The 15691-nt window shown below is 68.8% G+C and carries 13 protein-coding genes; 6 read left to right on the top strand and 7 right to left on the bottom strand.

What is annotated here, in order from left to right:
• Positions 1–2: 2 nt before the first annotated feature.
• Positions 3–1253 carry a glycosyltransferase gene (locus tag JS521_RS02435; protein ID WP_307847746.1) on the bottom strand — a complete coding sequence of 417 codons (1251 nt, stop codon included), beginning with the start codon at positions 1251–1253 and terminating at the stop codon, positions 3–5.
• 533 nt (positions 1254–1786) lie between these two features.
• Here JS521_RS02435 and JS521_RS02430 point away from each other — a divergent pair.
• The gene (locus JS521_RS02430) at positions 1787–3616 is read left to right on the top strand and encodes a glycosyltransferase family 4 protein (protein WP_205081050.1); all 1830 of its coding nucleotides are present in this window, start codon (positions 1787–1789) and stop codon (positions 3614–3616) included.
• A 161-nt stretch (positions 3617–3777) separates the two neighbouring features.
• Here JS521_RS02430 and JS521_RS02425 read toward each other — a convergent pair whose 3' ends face one another.
• Positions 3778–4371 carry a lipocalin family protein gene (locus tag JS521_RS02425; RefSeq protein ID WP_205081049.1) on the bottom strand — a complete coding sequence of 198 codons (594 nt, stop codon included), beginning with the start codon at positions 4369–4371 and terminating at the stop codon, positions 3778–3780.
• A 558-nt stretch (positions 4372–4929) separates the two neighbouring features.
• Here JS521_RS02425 and JS521_RS02420 point away from each other — a divergent pair.
• The 4 genes from JS521_RS02420 to JS521_RS02405 all read left to right on the top strand — a co-directional run bounded on the left by JS521_RS02420 (position 4930) and on the right by JS521_RS02405 (position 9809).
• Positions 4930–6009 carry a polyprenyl synthetase family protein gene (locus JS521_RS02420; protein ID WP_097892382.1) on the top strand — a complete coding sequence of 360 codons (1080 nt, stop codon included), beginning with the start codon at positions 4930–4932 and terminating at the stop codon, positions 6007–6009.
• A gap of 59 nt (positions 6010–6068) precedes the next feature.
• Positions 6069–7631, top strand: coding sequence for a phytoene desaturase (locus JS521_RS02415; protein ID WP_205081048.1), 1563 nt, complete (start codon positions 6069–6071; stop codon positions 7629–7631).
• Positions 7628–8680 carry a phytoene/squalene synthase family protein gene (locus JS521_RS02410; protein WP_205081047.1) on the top strand — a complete coding sequence of 351 codons (1053 nt, stop codon included), beginning with the start codon at positions 7628–7630 and terminating at the stop codon, positions 8678–8680. Before JS521_RS02415 ends, JS521_RS02410 begins: the two co-directional genes overlap by 4 nt.
• A gap of 82 nt (positions 8681–8762) precedes the next feature.
• A complete protein-coding gene (locus JS521_RS02405) occupies positions 8763–9809 on the top strand; it encodes a Rieske (2Fe-2S) protein (RefSeq protein ID WP_205081046.1) in 1047 nt (348 codons plus the stop codon).
• 103 nt (positions 9810–9912) lie between these two features.
• On the opposite strand, the gene JS521_RS02400 is transcribed toward JS521_RS02405, so the two are convergent.
• A complete protein-coding gene (locus JS521_RS02400) occupies positions 9913–11478 on the bottom strand; it encodes an FAD-dependent oxidoreductase (RefSeq protein WP_205081045.1) in 1566 nt (521 codons plus the stop codon).
• Between the two features lie 135 nt (positions 11479–11613).
• Positions 11614–12918: a lycopene cyclase family protein gene (locus JS521_RS02395; protein WP_307847745.1), complete on the bottom strand. Its 1305-nt coding sequence runs from the start codon at positions 12916–12918 to the stop codon at positions 11614–11616.
• Positions 12919–13185: 267 nt separating this feature from the next.
• On the opposite strand from JS521_RS02395, the gene JS521_RS02390 reads away from it, so the two are divergent.
• A complete protein-coding gene (locus tag JS521_RS02390) occupies positions 13186–13770 on the top strand; it encodes a DUF4383 domain-containing protein (RefSeq protein ID WP_205081043.1) in 585 nt (194 codons plus the stop codon).
• Between the two features lie 67 nt (positions 13771–13837).
• Here JS521_RS02390 and JS521_RS02385 read toward each other — a convergent pair whose 3' ends face one another.
• The 3 genes from JS521_RS02385 to JS521_RS02375 are packed head-to-tail and all read right to left on the bottom strand — an operon-like array spanning position 13838 to position 15553.
• The gene (locus JS521_RS02385; protein WP_205081042.1) at positions 13838–14620 is read right to left on the bottom strand and encodes an anti-sigma factor; all 783 of its coding nucleotides are present in this window, start codon (positions 14618–14620) and stop codon (positions 13838–13840) included.
• Entirely contained in the window at positions 14607–15164 is a 558-nt protein-coding gene (locus JS521_RS02380) for a sigma-70 family RNA polymerase sigma factor (RefSeq protein ID WP_234331385.1), read from the bottom strand. Before JS521_RS02380 ends, JS521_RS02385 begins: the two co-directional genes overlap by 14 nt.
• Positions 15165–15211: 47 nt before the next feature.
• Complete coding sequence (locus JS521_RS02375) at positions 15212–15553, bottom strand: class F sortase (protein WP_307847744.1); 342 nt, start codon at positions 15551–15553, stop codon at positions 15212–15214.
• Between the last annotated feature and the right edge of the window lie 138 nt (positions 15554–15691).

Raw genomic sequence — 15691 nt, 5'->3', positions numbered from 1 at the left:
GCTCAGTGGTCCTCCGCGATGCCGCCCATGGCCCGCATCAGCCGACCGGCCATCCAGTCCGGTCCGCGCCGTCCGACCTCCCGCGTCCAGCGCGACAGACCAGCGGGAAGGTCCGTCAGCAGCTGCCGTACCGCGCTTCCGGCCATGCGCGGACCGAGCCGGGACGGGTCGAGACAGACCGCGAGCTCTGCCCTCTCGGCGTCATGGGCGATCGAGAACTGATCGCTGGAGAACGGCAGGATGAGCGCTGGAGTGCCGGATGCCACGCATTCCGTGAAGGAATTGTTCCCACCGTGATGAACCATGGCGTCGGCCCGCCCGAGGAGCCACCGCTGGGGAACCACATCCGCGATGTGCACGTTCGGGGCGGAGAGATGGGCAAGCGCTGCTGCGCGTTCTCCCGCGGCGACGACGACCGCTGCCTCCGGGACCTCGAGAAGCACACCTCGTACGAGCTTTGCCAGTACGTCGTCACGAGCCGACAGGAAGGTACCGAGAGCCACGAGTACCAACCGGCTGTGCGTCTCTCTCAGCCTGTGCACGAGACCCTCCCACGCCTCGCCGGGGCTCGGCTCCGCGGCCGGTGCGCAGTGGCCCCCGTACAAGAACCTCGTGCCGTTCCGTGGATGCTCCGGAAGCCACTCGAATCGCGGATAGTTGAACAGCACGGCATGCCGGGAGGCGAGAGCGAAGGCTCGAACCGGTGTCCGGACCGTGGGCGCATGCGTGCGCACGACTTCCGCGAATCGTTCCGTGAACGCCGCGTCGTTGGCTCGCGCCGCCCGCCGCAGCTCGGCGACACGGCCCGGGGCGGGCTGGATCGCACGGGGCCAGGCGTAGGGAACACCGAAGAGGGTGTCCGCCGTTTGGGGCACGTACGTCGGGTGCCCTGGACAGAATGTGGCGTAGCGCAGCTCGAGACAGTGAAGCGCCAGCGTGACCGGGTAGCTCAACTGGTCGACGACGTACCAGTCCGGGGACAGCCGAGCGTCCAGGGTCCGGATCCCGGCGAGCACCCCCGCCGGGTCCGAGAGCATGTCCTCCCCGCGGTGCCGGGCCTGGGTGAGCAGTGCCGCGATCGCACCGTCCCGCGTCGACCTGAGGAATTCCTCCAGTCGCTCTGCCTCCCGCGCGCCCTGCCGGGTGCGCTGGGCGATTCCCGTGTTCGCGTTCGGGGTGACGGTGAGAGAGACGAACTCGACATCCGCCGAACGGGCGAGCGGCGCGAAGGGGGGCGCGCTGACGAAATACACGTCGGCACCGCAACGGGCGAGCGCGCCCGCCAACACGGACAGGGGCTGGGCGTGTGAAAGGAAGGGAGGACTGACGACCGCGATGCGGGGCCGCCGGGCAGGACGCAAGGACCTCATGCCAAGGCATTCGCCTCGTGTCGATGTCACGGATGCATGGTCCATCACCCCTTCACACGGCCGTGAGGAAAAAGCCGCAGTTCTCTGCGGCTCGCGCATCCATTCTCCGGATTGGCGACGAAGCACTACCGGCCGACTGTCGTCGTCGAGGAGTTCCGATGAATCGTTCGCACCCTGCCGCGACCAGCGCTGATCGCACCCCGCGAAGCTGCGCGACGTTCCCGTCCGATCCGTTCGTGGCGGCCAGGGCGGACCACTGGCGACGGTCGACCGGTGACCCTCCAGAATGGTGCGCGCCACATCCGAACCTGCTAGCCGAGCTGGTTCAGGCCGAGTACCGCCCGGATGGGGGCACGGATGGTCCGCCGACGCTCGCCTCCCGCCAGGATGTGGCGCTGGCCCGATTGCGTCACCGGATGCGGTCCGGGAACGTACCGCCGCCGCTGGAATGCGTCCGGCTTCTCGACGGTGGTGCCCTCACCGGGGCAGCCGTCTTCGACGCATGGCCCTACGCCGTGCGGCGCCATGGGCCGAGGAGCGCCAGTGCCGCCCTGGAACACGGCCTGCGAAAAGCTCGCAACCCCGACTCCGTACGGTTCCTGCTCGACCTGGCCGCATCCTCGTACCTGCGGCCACTGCCCGAGGCGGAACTGCTCGCGCTGTCGATGGGAGGCAACCGAGGAGTGCGCCATGCCGCCTGGCGCCTTCTCGCCGCCTACGACCGCGTCCATCTCCTGCCCACCCGAGCCGAACACCGGGAAGACACCTACGAACGGCTGCTCAGAGGCACCCTGCGCAACGTCCCCTTGGCAGGTGCCGAGGCCGTGACCCTGCCTCCCGGAATCCTCGTGGCGCAGTCCATGCTCATCGGACACCTGGACCGTCCGGGCGAGGGCCTCAGCGGCGGTCTCAGCGTCCTTCTGGGCTCCCTGGGAGACGCTCTGGCACAGACCGGACGTGTCGCCGGCGTGGTCACCGTGGTGACCGCGAGCCGACCGGAACTGGAAGCAGATCCGGTGCTTCTGCTCCGGCGCGCGAACGGGCACTGGATCCTCAGACTTCCCGTGGACAGCCCCCGCCACGTGAGACCCGAGGAGATGGGAAGCCATCGGGAAGCGATGGCATGGTGGGCGGCCAGACTCTTCGGAATGCTGGGCAGGCCGATCGACGTGCTTCACGTCCGCTACGCCGACGACGGCTCGCTCGCGGTTGCCGAAGCCGCACGCAGGGCGGGACTGGGGCTGGTCTTCACCGCGACACCGGACCCGCACCGCCAGATCACCGAAAGGCACGACGTGCCCGGTGCGGAACCCGACAGCCTCCGCCATGACCTGCACCGGGTGTTCCTCGCGGACCGGCTGATCCAGCGAGCCGACCGCGTCCTCGGGATCGCAGCCGGGGACGAGGAGTCGACCGGACTGCGCTCGTACTTCCCGCAACTGAGCGACCGGACCGGGGAGGGGCCGGTCCGTACGACGCCGGAGGGCATCCCTCCCTACCGGCCACCGTCGAACGAGGTTCGCCGCCGCGAGCAGCTCCTCGCCAGGATCGATGCGATCGCCCTTGCCGACCCGTCCCGCGTACCAGCAGTTCTGCTCACCGTAGGCAGGTTGCACCCCGTCAAACAGCAGGACGTCCTTGTGCGTTCCTGGGTGGATTCGGGGTGCTACGAGAGGTCGGTTCTCGTACTTGTGGGAGGCAGCCCGCCGGAGGACGAGGATTCCGTGGAACGTTCCATGCGCGACCGCATCGGCGAGGCCGTCGCTTCCTCCCCCGAGGCCAGGAAGCGACTGCTCCTCCTACCGGCCCTTTCCAATGCGGAGGTGCGCTTGCTGGAGCGTTCACTCGCGGACCCGGCGAGGCGCATGCGCGCCCGGTACGTATGTCCGAGTGCGAAGGAGGAGTTCGGACTCGCGGTACTCGAAGCAATGGAGGCCGGCCTCATGGTGGCGGCTCCGAAGCGCGGGGGCGTCCCGCACTACCTCGTCGACGGAACGAACGGCCTCCTGCTCGACACCTCGAACTCGCGCACTCTCGGCGAAGGGCTGAGTCGCCTGCTCAGCATCGACGACGAGGAAGCCCGTGTGATGGCGCGCCGGGCCCAGAACCTCGCCCGCTCAACGTACTCGTCGACCGCGATGGCCCGGACGCTGGCCGATCACTACGCGTCCGTGCCGAGAGAAGCGGGTCGCGCGACGGGAGGCCATCTCCGAACCCTTCAATCGCGCACACACGTCCGCTCATGACGCGCGAGCGAGGTACGGCGGAAGCGGCGGGCGCACGCTGCCCGAGGCGGTGCCACCAGGTTTCGCGAACGGCGGACCGGATGGCGGCCTCGGTCTCTGCTCCGAGGGCGGATCCTGCCGGATCCCGATCCGCCCTCGGGTCGGCCGTCAACGATCAGCAGTCAGCTGCACAGCGAAGCCGGCCGGGCGACGCCGCCGTCCTGACGCGTGAGGCGAAGATCGCACGGATCGACACCGGCATCGGTGAACGCCTCGATCGCCGCGGCCGATGCCTCGGACCCGAGGGCCGGTGTCCGGGACAGGAGGAACCCTGCGGACCGCTCCTCGTTGGTCACGGCTGCCCAGGAGTAGTCCGGGGCCAGTCCCACCACCACGTAGTTGGCATCCTTGCCGTGGACGAAGCCGCCGCCGGGCCGGGGTGTGAAAGAGACGTTGAGGCGCGTGTTCGATTCGTCCAGCGGTCGTGCCGCGCCATTCACCTCGCTGGTGGACCCCCACCACGTGGTACAGGAGTTCCGGACACCGACGCTGCCATCGGACTGCGGCGTGTACTGGGCCCGCACGTTCTTCTTGCACTGAATCTCGAACAGCTGCGGCACTGCCGCAATCTGGTACCAGGTACCGGCATACCGGCCGAGGTCGACCCGGCTGACCTGCTGCGAGTCGGCGGCGCTGGCGTCGGCGGCCCCGGCGAGCGTCAGAACGGAGCTGACAGCAACTACCGCGGCGCGCCGGATCAAAGACGAAACGGACACGATCACTCCTTGCTCAGTGGACTACGACACGCGGTGTTCAGCCGTGGAGGTCTCCTTGGATTCACCCCCGAGATTCCAGCCCCGGAGTCAGCCGGGACGGCGCCGAGGCGGCACGCGCGTACGGCGAAGCGAGTCTTCCCGGGCGGCGTGCCCCCTTCGCTCAACTGGCAGCGATGCGTCGCCCCGAGGAAGATCGTTTCTGGGTTCTTCATCGTTCCTGAGGTCTTCACAGACAGCGCAAGGACTCCACCAGGGCTCTTCCCGTTCCGATCGACACCGCATCGGACTTCCGGCCCCTGGGGAGCAACTGCTATTCCGATGAGAGGTGAAGACATGTCACGCCGTCGTGCTGTGCGGGCTCCAGCCTCGCCGTATACGACTCACGACCAACACGCCCAACGGGCGCCGGCGGTCGAAGCGTCCCGCTCCGCGTCTCCCGAGGATCAAAGTGGGAAGGAGAGGAAGGGCCACGTCCCGAGCTTCGCCGGGCCGCCCGACAGGCAGTCAGCCGAACACGCGCCGGACCATGACACCGACACGGCGAGAGCCGTGGAGCACATGCTGGATGTCTACACCGGGCAGCGCGTACGCGACGCCCGGACTGTCGACCCGTTGTTCTCGCAGGAGGTCGCTGAGCGAGTGCGGCTCTTCGCGCTGCGCGGCGGTAAACGCATGCGGGCGCGGTTCGCCTGGTGGGGCTGGCGCGCGGGTGGCGGCTCCCCGATCGGGAAGGGCGCCGAGTCCGCCCTCCGGCTCGGAGCCGCTTTGGAGTTGATCCAGACCTGCGCGCTCATCCACGACGATGTGATGGACGGGTCGTCACTTCGCCGCGGGTCGCCGGCGCTCCACGTCGAGTTCGCCGACAACCACGTACGGTCCGGTATGCGGGGAGACCACAACGCTCACGGGCGGGCAGCGGCGATCCTGGCCGGCGACCTGGCCCTGGCCTGGGCGGACGATCTTGTCGCCGACATCCTGACCGGATCAGCGAACCGCGAGCACGTTCAGAGGCTGTGGCGTGCGATGCGCGGTGAAATGGTCGCGGGCCAGTATCTGGACATGCGCGCCCAAGCGGACGGCTCATCCACTACGGATCGGGCTTTGCGTATCGCCTGTCTCAAAACGGCTCTCTACACGGTCGAACGACCCCTGGCTCTCGGCGCGGCACTCGCCGGAGCCGACGGCCGGACAACGTCCGCTCTCTGCTCCGCGGGTCGCAGCGCAGGTATCGCCTTTCAGCTGTACGACGACCTGCTGAGCGTCTTCGGCGACTCGTCGGTCACCGGAAAGCCCTCTGGAGAGGACATTCGCGCCGGGAAACTCACCTACCTGACCGCGGTGGCTCGGACGTTGTCGGAAGAGGCCGGGGACACCTCCGCCCGGCACGTGCTGAACCGATCACTTGGCGATCCCTCTCTTTCCGGTGCCGGGCTGGACGAGCTGCGCCGAACCTTGGAACACACGGGAGCACGCAGGGCGACAGAGAGGGAGATCGACCGCCTGGTCTCGGACAGTCAGGAACATCTGTTGAGGGCTGCACTTTCCGCGTCCGTGCACGGGCGCCTCTCCGCTCTGATCGGGTCAGTCGTCGGCATGCCCCTCGCCTACCGGGTCCCCGACAGCGACGTGGTCCGGTAGCGGCCCTCCAGCACCTGCTGCGAGACAGCGAAAGCCCCCTCCCCAGGAAAGGGAATCAGGTGAAATCAGTACCGGGACCGACTGATCATGTGGTCGTCGTCGGAGCAGGTCTGGCGGGTCTCTCTGCCACCCTGCATCTTCTGGGCGCCCAACGGCGTGTCACGGTCATCGAACGCGAGGCGTCACCGGGCGGACGCGCAGGACGCTTCGACATGGGCGGGTTCCGCGTCGACAGCGGACCCACCGTGATGACCATGCCCGAAATCGCCGACGAAGCCTTCGCCGCCGTCGGCGACCGTCTGGCCGACCGGGTCGAGCTGCTGGAACTGCATCCCGCCTACCGGGCGCAATTCGCAGACGGAGCCCAGCTGGATGTACACACCTCCGCAGACGCCATGGAAGACGAGATCCGCCGCTTCGCGGGCGACCGCGAGGCGGCGGGATACCGACGTCTGCGAGCCTGGCTCACCGACTTGTACGCCGCGCAGATGCGGCGCTTCATCGATACCAACTTCGACTCGCCCCTCCAGTTGGTGCACCCCGACCTGGCACGGCTGGCGCGCCTGCGCGCCTTCGGACGGCTGGATCCCCAGATCGGCCGGTTCCTCTCGGACGAGCGCCTGCGACGGGTCTTCTCCTTCCAGGCCCTGTACGCGGGCGTGGCCCCCGAACGCGCACTGGCCGCTTATGCGGTGATCGCCTACATGGACACCGTGGCGGGCGTGTACTTCCCTCGCGGCGGGATGCACGCTCTCCCGCGCGGGATGGCCGAATCGGCTGCGCGGGCGGGAGCGGATTTCCGCTGGAGTACCGAGGTCGAGCGCCTCGAGCACAGCGGAAGCCGGATCACCGCCGTGGTGACGGCGCAAGGTGAGCGCATCCCGTGCGACGCCGTGGTCCTCACCCCGGATCTTCCCGTCGTCTACCGGCTGCTGGAGAGGGCTCCCCGACGAGCGGTGAAACTTCAGCATTCTCCGTCCGCCGTGATCCTGCACGCCGGAACGGACCGGACCTGGCCTCAGCTGGCCCACCACACCATCTCCTTCGGCGCGGCCTGGAGGACCACGTTCCGGGAGCTGACCGTCGATGGGCGCGTGATGAGCGACCCCTCGCTCCTGATCACCCGACCCACGACGCACGACTCCTCGCTGGCTCCCGAGGGCAAACACCTCCACTACATCCTGGCTCCGTGCCCCAACACGGACATCGGCCCCGGGGTGCGCGAGTGGCAGGACCTGTCGCCGCGCTACCGCGACAGCCTCGTCACCGAGCTGGAACGCCGCGGCCTGGACGGCCTCGGCGCGTCGATCGAGGAAGAGTGCCTCGTCACTCCGGCCGACTGGACGGCCCAGGGGCATGCGGCAGGTACACCCTTCTCGGCCGCACACACCTTCGCCCAGACCGGCCCCTTCCGGCCACGCAACCTGCTGCGCGGGATCGACAACGCCGTCATCGCGGGCTGCGGCACCACACCCGGCGTCGGCGTGCCCACCGTGCTGATCTCCGGGAAACTCGCGGCGTCCCGCGTCACCGGGCGTGCCGGCGCACCACGTGGGACGTCCGCGGCTCGACGCAGCGGCCCCTCCGGCCGGACAGCCTCCACCAAGGGTGTGAACTCATGACGCGCCGAGAGCTCGACGCCGCGGGCATCGAGGAGCCCGCACTGCGCGCGGCGTACACGCACTGCCGGCGACTCAACGCGCGGCACGGCAAGACCTACTTCCTCGCCACTCGCCTGCTGCCGCTCTCCCGCAGGCCCGCCGTTCACGCCCTGTACGGGTTCGCCCGCTGGGCCGACGACATCGTGGACGATCTCAGCGGCAACGCCACGCGAGCCCAGCGTGACAGGACCCTGCACACGCTGCGGGACCGCCTGGACACCGGTCTGCGCACCGGCAGGAGCGAGGAGCCGGTGGTTCAGGCACTGGTTCACACGGCCGTGCGGTACGACATCGACCACAGCTACTTCGTCGACTTCATGGCCTCGATGCTGAGCGACCTCGACGTCACCGACTACCCCACGTACGAGCATCTCGCCAGGTACATGCACGGCTCGGCCGCGGTGATCGGTCTGCAGATGCTGCCGGTGCTCGGGACCGTGACGCCCAGGGAGGAAGCAGCACCGCATGCGGCGGCCCTGGGTGTCGCTTTCCAGCTCACCAATTTTCTCCGAGATGTCGGCGAGGATCTCGACCGGGGACGGGTCTACCTGCCCGCCGACCTTCTGGCAGCCCACGGTGTGGACCGCGAACTTCTGCTGTGGAGCCGCAGAAGCGGACGGGACGACCCACGGATCCGGGCGGCCGTCCTGGACGTCGTGGCACTGACGCAAGATGTCTACCGGCAGGCGGAACCGGGGCTGGACATGCTCGATCCGGTCACGCGGCCCTGCATGCGAACGGCGTTCACGCTGTACCGCGACATCCTGGGGGCGATCGAGGCGGACGGCTTCCAGGTCGTACACCGCCGTTCGGTGGTGCCGCGGCGACGCAGGGTTGCGGTCGCCCTCGCGGGGGCGATCCGGATGGCAACGGCCCACCGCGCGGGCGGCGGCCGTCCGGGGGGCCTGCGCGACACTGCCCAGACCGCCCCGGGAGAAGAGCCGTTCCTTCACCAGCAGTCCGCACTGCGGCAGGAGAAGGAACTGCCTCGGCTGCCGCCTCACCCGTGACGCTTCGCCGGTTCGTTCCGACGCGAAGGGAGAACCGGCCCCGCGGGCTGTGTACAGCGACCTTATGAGGAGAGATCACGACATGACAGGACCGGACAACGGCGGCGGATCCAGTCGGCCGGAACGCCGCCGCAGCCTGCGCGACCGTGTTCCGCTGCGTCTGCGGAAGCCGGTTGCCTGGCACCGGCAAGGACCCACCTGGCGGGAGGCGAAACCGGCGACCATCGCGGCGGCTCTCAAGCGGGCGAAAGTGCTGCCCTCCGGGAACTGGTACGTGATCGGGGCGAGCCGGGAGATCGGAGGGCGGACGCCCTTCGGCCGGAGCGTCGCGGGAACCGATGTCGTCGTCTGGAGAGACACGAAGGGCCGTCTCAAGGCGGGCCCCGGTAGCTGCCCGCACCTGGGTGCTCCGCTGCGGGACAGCCCGGTGGTGTGCGGAACCCTGGTCTGTCACTGGCATGGACTGGCTCTACAGGGCGACGCGTTCGCCGGGTGGACGCCCTATCCGGTGTACGACGACGGCGTGCTGGTCTGGGTCCGTCTGGACGCCACCGGCGGGGAAGCGCCCCTTGACCGGCCCGTACTGCCGGTGCGCCCCGATCTCATGAGTTCCGTCGCCGCCGTCTACACAACCGTGGGCACCTGTGAGCCGGAGGACATCGTCGCCAACCGGCTGGATCCGTGGCACGGCGCCTGGTTCCACCCGTATTCGTTCGTCGACCTGAAAGTCCTCGACACGTCACACGGATCATCGCCAGATCATGAGGACGGCTTCGCGGTCGATGTCTCCTTCAAGGTCGCCGGCCGTGCCGTGGTGCCCGTGCGGGCGGTCTTCACCACGCCGGAGCCTCGCACCGTGGTCATGCACATCACCGAGGGTGAGGGTGCGGGCTCAGTCGTCGAGACGCACGCCACCCCGCTGGAGCCCGACGCGCTGGGCAACCCTCGCACAGCGGTCATCGAGGCGGTCATCGCTACCTCCGGCCGCCCCGGGTTCGCCATCGCCAGGGCAGCCGCGCCGCTGCTTCGGCCCTTGATGCGCAGCGCGGCGGGACGGCTGTGGCGCGACGATCTGGCCTACGCGGAGCGGCGCCGGCACCTGCGCAGCAAGGGACAGTTCCCGGGCTGAGCAACGGTGCGGAGCGGGAAGAGCCGGAGTCTCTCCGTCATCAAGAGACCAGCTGGGACCGTCGGAGCGTACCGACGGCCCAGCCTCAGGTCAGCGGGAAGGGTCATCCGCTCGTGGCCATCTGGGCAAGCAGACGCATCGCCCGGGACCTGCCGCTGCGCGGCACCGTCCACAACGCCTGCCCCCGCACTCCCCACCTTTCGAGCAGGGCGTTCGCGGCGAGGAATCCGCTGGTCGCGGCGCGCTCCATCAGAGCGACGGGCAGGTCGGTCCGCACCAGGTCACCCGCCAGTACGAGCGTGGGATCCGCGGTGCGCACCTCGGGCCGGTCGGCATAGGAGCCCACGGGGAACAGGGGGCAGTCCGCTCGCCACTCGTGCCGGGCGTCGACGATCTTCGCGTCCCGGGTCTCCGGATAGACGCGGTACAGCTGGTTCAGCAGCCGTTCCTGTTCGACCGGCCTGTCGGCACCCGGTGCGACAGCGTAGGCGTGGAGCTCCACCACCGAACCTCCGGTGCGGGCGGCCCAGCGGGCTGCTTCCCCTTCCCAGCGCTCCAGGACGCTGATGTTGTCGAGCGACTCGTAGCCACCCGTGCCGAGGAAGCCCGCTCTGCCTGCTCGTACCGGACGGTCCAGCCACAGGCGGGAGACCAGGAAGGGCGGGGCGCTGCGAAGCCGGGAGATGCCGTCACGCCACTCGGTGTCGACGAGGTCGGGCGATGCCTCGACCAGTCCCCGCAAGCCCGGAACGTCCAGGGCGAGAACGGTCGCGTCGAAGTGCTCGGGTGCTCCGCCGGCCGTGATCCGGTAACCGCCGGAGCGCTGCGGTGCGACCGTCTCCACAGCGCTGCCGGTGCGCAACTGGACGCGGTGACCCTCCAGGTAGTCGGCAAGTGGATCCCACAGAGCCTGCGGGAACGGCTCGTCGGGAACATCGAAGAGCAGGCCCTCGCTGGACCCCAGGAAGTAGATGTGGAACATCAGGACCAGTTCCGCGGCGGACAGTTCGCGCGGATCGGCGAAGAAGCTGCGGGAGAAGACCTCGAAGGCCAGATGCTGGGCGGCCTCGGGGAAACGGATACCGGCCAGGAAGTCATGAGCGCTCATCGAGTCGAGCCGGCTGTAGACCTCCGGCACACGGACGTCCAGCAGCGGAAGCGCGGCACGCGGGTCCATACGTGCCATGTCGCGCCAGCCGAAGCTGGGACTGAGCGCCGCGAACCCCAGCGCACTCCACGGCGGCGTGCGAGGGACTTTGGCGAAACTGTCGTAGAGACCCGAACTGTGCTGCAGCGGGTAGTCCGGTACGGACGTCAGCATGCCGAGGTTGCCGTCGGCACGACGCAAGAGGCCGCGGAGATTGTAGTACTGCCGGAAGAACGCGTGGAAGCCGCGGCTCATGGTGGCCGTCGAACCGTCGGCCAGTTCCACCGGCCAGCCCGCGAGCCGGCCGCCGAGCGTCGTCTCGCTCTCGTACAGGGTGACCTGCGCGCCGCGTTCGGCGAGGCCGGTCGCGGCGGCCAGACCGGCGATGCCCCCGCCGACCACCGCCACGCGTGGCGTGTCACCGGCGAACCGGGAGAGCCCCGGCTTCGGACGCAGAACCTCCGCCTGCCTGTCCCTTCCCCGGCGAGGGGCACTGCGGTCAGCGTTCCAGCGTGGTGACATCTGTGTGTTCCTTGTCAGGCGGGCGGACGAGTAGGGGTCATGGGGAGGGCAGTCGCGCGGGCGGAGCACGTAGGCCGGGCGGAGAAGCTCAGGTCTGCGGCCAACCGGCGGACCTGGACGCGAACGACGCGTTCATCACGAAGCCCCGCGGCGCAGGAACGGCATCTCGGCGACGGTGCGCAGCATCGGCAGCACGGGAGTGGCGAACCCGATGGTGAGATCCTCGCGGACGCTGGTCCGGCCGTCGAGGAAGCGCAGCATCCGCTCCATGGGGACTTGTTCGAAGAGGCGGGTGAAGAAGTCCGCACCGTCCACGCGTCCGCTGTCGAGGGCACGCAGCATGACGGAGTCCAGGGCGAGCGAACGCCGGGAGTGAGCCTGTGGTGGAGCGGGCAGCGCACCCCGACGATAGGCGGTGGCGATCGCGAGGCTCTGGCGTTGCACGGAGGCGAAGGTGTAGCCGGTCGCGGGCCTGGTCGCGCCTCCGCTGGTACCGATGCGAAAGGTGTGGCGCCCGATCTGCCGCGGGAACCGTGCGTCTGTCATCGGAATGACGCCCTGCTCGGTGTCCCAGACCTCGAACGGCCCGAGACCGAGGATCTGGGTCGTGTAGTGCTCCAGCGCGGCGTCGTAGGACGCCCGCGACAGCGGTGCCGCGGAGAACTCCGTGTACTCCACCAGTGCCCGGTCGGGCCCGAGGGGGAGGAGATAGCCGAACGAGAGCCCGTGCGCCGGTTGCGGGGTGCGGAAGTCCATGAGGCAGGCGGTATCTTCGGCGAAGGGCGCGGTAGCACCGGCCAGGGGGGCATCGGTACGGACGAACCAGCCGCGGAAGTGCTGCAGCATCGTGGTGGGGGGGGGGGGCAGTTCCCGCCGCGGCCGCGAGTCGTACACCCAGCGTGCGTGCAGCAGCACCTGTTCCCCATCAGGTGTGGTGGCCGTGACCTGGGCGCCGTCGGGCAGATCCGCCACACGGTCGACGGTGGCGGTCAGCCGCTCCACGAGGGAGGAGCCTGCCAGCCGGAGATCGACGAACTCCTCGAATCCGCGTGAGCGAATCATCTTGTAGCGCCACGGGTGCGGCCGGCTTTCCCACTCCTGTCCGTCCGGCCCGCGGACGCTCAGCCGCTCCCATGATCGGACCACCACATCGTCGAAGTCGCCCCGGCCTCGCTCCCAGAAGCACCACGTGCGCTCCGGAGGACGCAGAGGGCCCGGCGGAGCATCGATCAAAAGCACACGTGGGGCGGGGCGACCGCCGCGGCTCGCAGATGCCTCACCGAGGCGGGCGGGCGGGGACGTGAGCCGGTAGGCGAGCGACAGCCCAGCGGCCCCCGCCCCGACAATGACGATGTCGGCGTCTGTCACAAGTACCTGTCTCTCCTCACGCAAGGCGACTTCGGCGCGCTGTCCGCCATCAGAGATCACGAATTGTCCCATCACCGCTCCCCCGTGAGCAGCCCGGTTGGGGTGCGTGGCTCCGGAAGCACGGCGGCCCGCCCGATCGGACGAATTCTGCGTGTTCAACACCTTCCACCTGCATCCGAATCATGGATCTCCGCGAAGTCACGGATAGTTCCGTCCGTCCCAGAGGCAAGGAGTACTGGTGCTCACGTTCGAAAGGAAACGCATGGTGTTCATGATGGTCGGAGGGCAACCACACCCGTACATTTTCTCGTCCGCTGTACGTCGACGGGTGGGAGCGCGATGAAACTCAGTGACGAACTCCCCACCGATCACCATCTGGTCAGGGTGTACCGGGTGGGAGCTGCTGTGTGCGGGTGCATTCTGCTCGCCTTCGGATGTCTGGGCTTCGCGGACGCTCTGAGCCCCTTCAACACGTCGGGCGACCGCATCGCGGGCATGACGACCAACATCGCTCTCAGTTGGGTCTCCGTCGTCGTCGGCCTGGCCCTGCTCGCCGGGGCCGCAGTAGGCGGGAACTTCGCCTCCACGTTGAACATGACAGTCGGAGCGCTCTTCATCCTGAGCGGCTTCTATCATCTGTTCGTTCTGGACAGGTCGGCCAACTTCCTCGACTTCGGTATGACGAACGTCATTTTCAGCTTCGTCATGGGTCTGCTGATTCTGACGTTCGGCATGTACGGGCGGGTTTCCAGCAAGCTGTCGCACGACAATCCCTACTGGCGCAGGCGGCACCCGCGCGAGGCTGCTCGGGAGGCGGCTCTCAAACGCCGTATCGCCATCGCGTCGGCGACGAACTCGGTGGAACAGTCCGGCACGGAACGCCGACACCCGCTTGTACGAGAGGACGGCACCAGCACTCCCTGAGGCCGGTTAGGGCCTGCGGCGTGGCCGCGGCCCCCAACCGCCCTGGGCAAGGGTGAGACCTCTGGAGTCAGGTCGAGGCGAAGGCTCCGCGGACCACGCTGTTGCCCGAGTGCTCGGGACTGCCGTTGAACTCCTGTACCGATACATCAACGATCGGGTATTCGACGAGGTCGACGTTGTCCGGCACGGGCAGGACAGCATGACCGTCGGAGCCCAGGACACCCATGGAGATGAGTTTCTTGTGGCTGCGGTCCATGAGCCAGACCTCGAAGTAGCCTGTGGTCTTCGGCAGACCCTTGACCTTGACGTCCAGCTTTCGCTGCCCCGCCGCATCGCCCATCCGTGCGGAGCCGAGCGCGCTCGGCAGCAAGGGGTCGAGGGCCCTGCTCGTTCCGGCGACGGTGGACGGCTCCTGGCGATCCACCGCCCACCAAGTGAGACCGCTGCCCGCTGCGGCGCCGAGAAGCGCGGCCGCCGCCGCCAGCGCGAGAGCGGAGCGCCACCGCCTGCGTCTGCTTCCGTCGCCCCCGGCCTTACCGTCCGCGACGATGCTGACATCTTCCTGCGAGCTCGGCCGCGAACCGTACGCCGGGGAATCCTCATCGAGGGTGGGCGAGTCCGCTCCCTGGGAAGACAACCCCAGTTCAGCGCAGATGCCTGACCACACCTCCGGCGGCGGCTCAACGAGTTCCAGTGGCTCAGCAGCCGATCGGCCGACATCGAGCACCCGGCGCAGGTCGGCCAGCTCCGCCGCACACTCGGTGCAGTCGAGTACATGAGCCGCGACGGAAGGCGGCGGTACGTCGCCCAAGGCGAGCATCGCCAACTCGTCCAGATCACTGTGCGGCACCGTCCACCTCCTCCATCTTGCGCTTCAGCGCGATGAGTCCACGCCGTGCATGCGTCTTCACCGTGCCCAGGGGAAGTCCGGTGCGCTCGGCGATCTGCATCTGAGTCAGATCGTCGAAAAAGGTCATCTCCAGCACCTGACGCTGGGCATCGGAGAGATCGGCGAGACACTCCCGCACCAGGAGTTGATCGACGATCGCGTTCGGGGTGGCCTCGGCCACCAGCGTGTCCTCGGCCTTGGCGGCGGACACCGCCTCAAGGTCACGCCGGCGGCGCGACCGCTGATCCAGAGCGTCGGCGATCTTGAAGCGCGTGATACCCATCAGCCAGCCGGGAAGCGTGCCCCGCTCCGGCCGGAACCCCGCCCTCCCGCGCCAGGCTCCGATGAAGACCTGCTGCGCCACGTCCTTCGCCTCCTCCGAGTCCCCCAGCGCGCGGCTGGCCGCGCTGTAGACGAGGGAGCCCCATCGGCGATAGGCCGCGGCCAGACACGCTTCATCGCCCAGAGCGAACCCCTTGGCAATATCCTCATCCGTCGTCGGCACGCCGTACAGACTAGTAGCAAGAACCCGAGGTCCACCCCAGGACATCGTCAGCTCGATTCCGGTACGGCAGTGACCACCAGGTTGTCCTGATATCCGCCTCGGTCCTTCAGGTACGGTCCCGTGCAGGTGATCAAGGTGAGGACGGGCGGGCCGTCCCTTCGAAAGACCCCGGAATCCGCGAGTTCTTCCTTGGGCACCGTCTCGCGGGAGGCGATCCGGTACACGCGAGTCGCCCCGTCGGCGGCACGCACCTCGACACGGTCGTTCTGCTCGACGTCGCTGAGCTCGGCCAGCACGCCCAGGCCCTGGGTCTGCGAGTCGACGTGGCCGACGATCACCGAGGACCCTTCGGCGGCGCCGGGGGCCGGACCGAAGCGGTACCAGCCCACTCGGCGGGCGTCGTCGGGGACCTCTGCCTCGGCCGCGGGGGGCCCCCCCCCCCCCCGCCCCGGGGGGGGGCCCCCCCCCCCCCCCCCGCCCAAAAGCGCCGGGGCGCGGGTGGAACCGCCCGCGTGAGCACAGCGGCG

The sequence above is a fragment of the Streptomyces durocortorensis genome, assembly GCF_016901035.1.
Classification (GTDB): Bacteria; Actinomycetota; Actinomycetes; order Streptomycetales; family Streptomycetaceae; genus Streptomyces; species Streptomyces durocortorensis.
The sequence above is the reverse complement of the archived record's forward strand: the minus strand, read 5'-3'. Positions and strand labels throughout refer to the sequence as shown.

What these genes read in the sequence shown, in the direction of transcription:
- JS521_RS02430 (WP_205081050.1), top strand. Translation starts at nt 1,787, where the DNA reads ATGCGGTCCGGGAACGTACCGCCGCCGCTGGAATGCGTCCGGCTTCTC.
- JS521_RS02420 (WP_097892382.1), top strand. Translation starts at nt 4,930, where the DNA reads ATGCTGGATGTCTACACCGGGCAGCGCGTACGCGACGCCCGGACTGTC.
- JS521_RS02410 (WP_205081047.1), top strand. Translation starts at nt 7,628, where the DNA reads ATGACGCGCCGAGAGCTCGACGCCGCGGGCATCGAGGAGCCCGCACTG.
- JS521_RS02405 (WP_205081046.1), top strand. Translation starts at nt 8,763, where the DNA reads ATGACAGGACCGGACAACGGCGGCGGATCCAGTCGGCCGGAACGCCGC.
- JS521_RS02400 (WP_205081045.1), bottom strand. Translation starts at nt 11,478, where the DNA reads ATGTCACCACGCTGGAACGCTGACCGCAGTGCCCCTCGCCGGGGAAGG.
- JS521_RS02395 (WP_307847745.1), bottom strand. Translation starts at nt 12,918, where the DNA reads ATGGGACAATTCGTGATCTCTGATGGCGGACAGCGCGCCGAAGTCGCC.
- JS521_RS02390 (WP_205081043.1), top strand. Translation starts at nt 13,186, where the DNA reads ATGAAACTCAGTGACGAACTCCCCACCGATCACCATCTGGTCAGGGTG.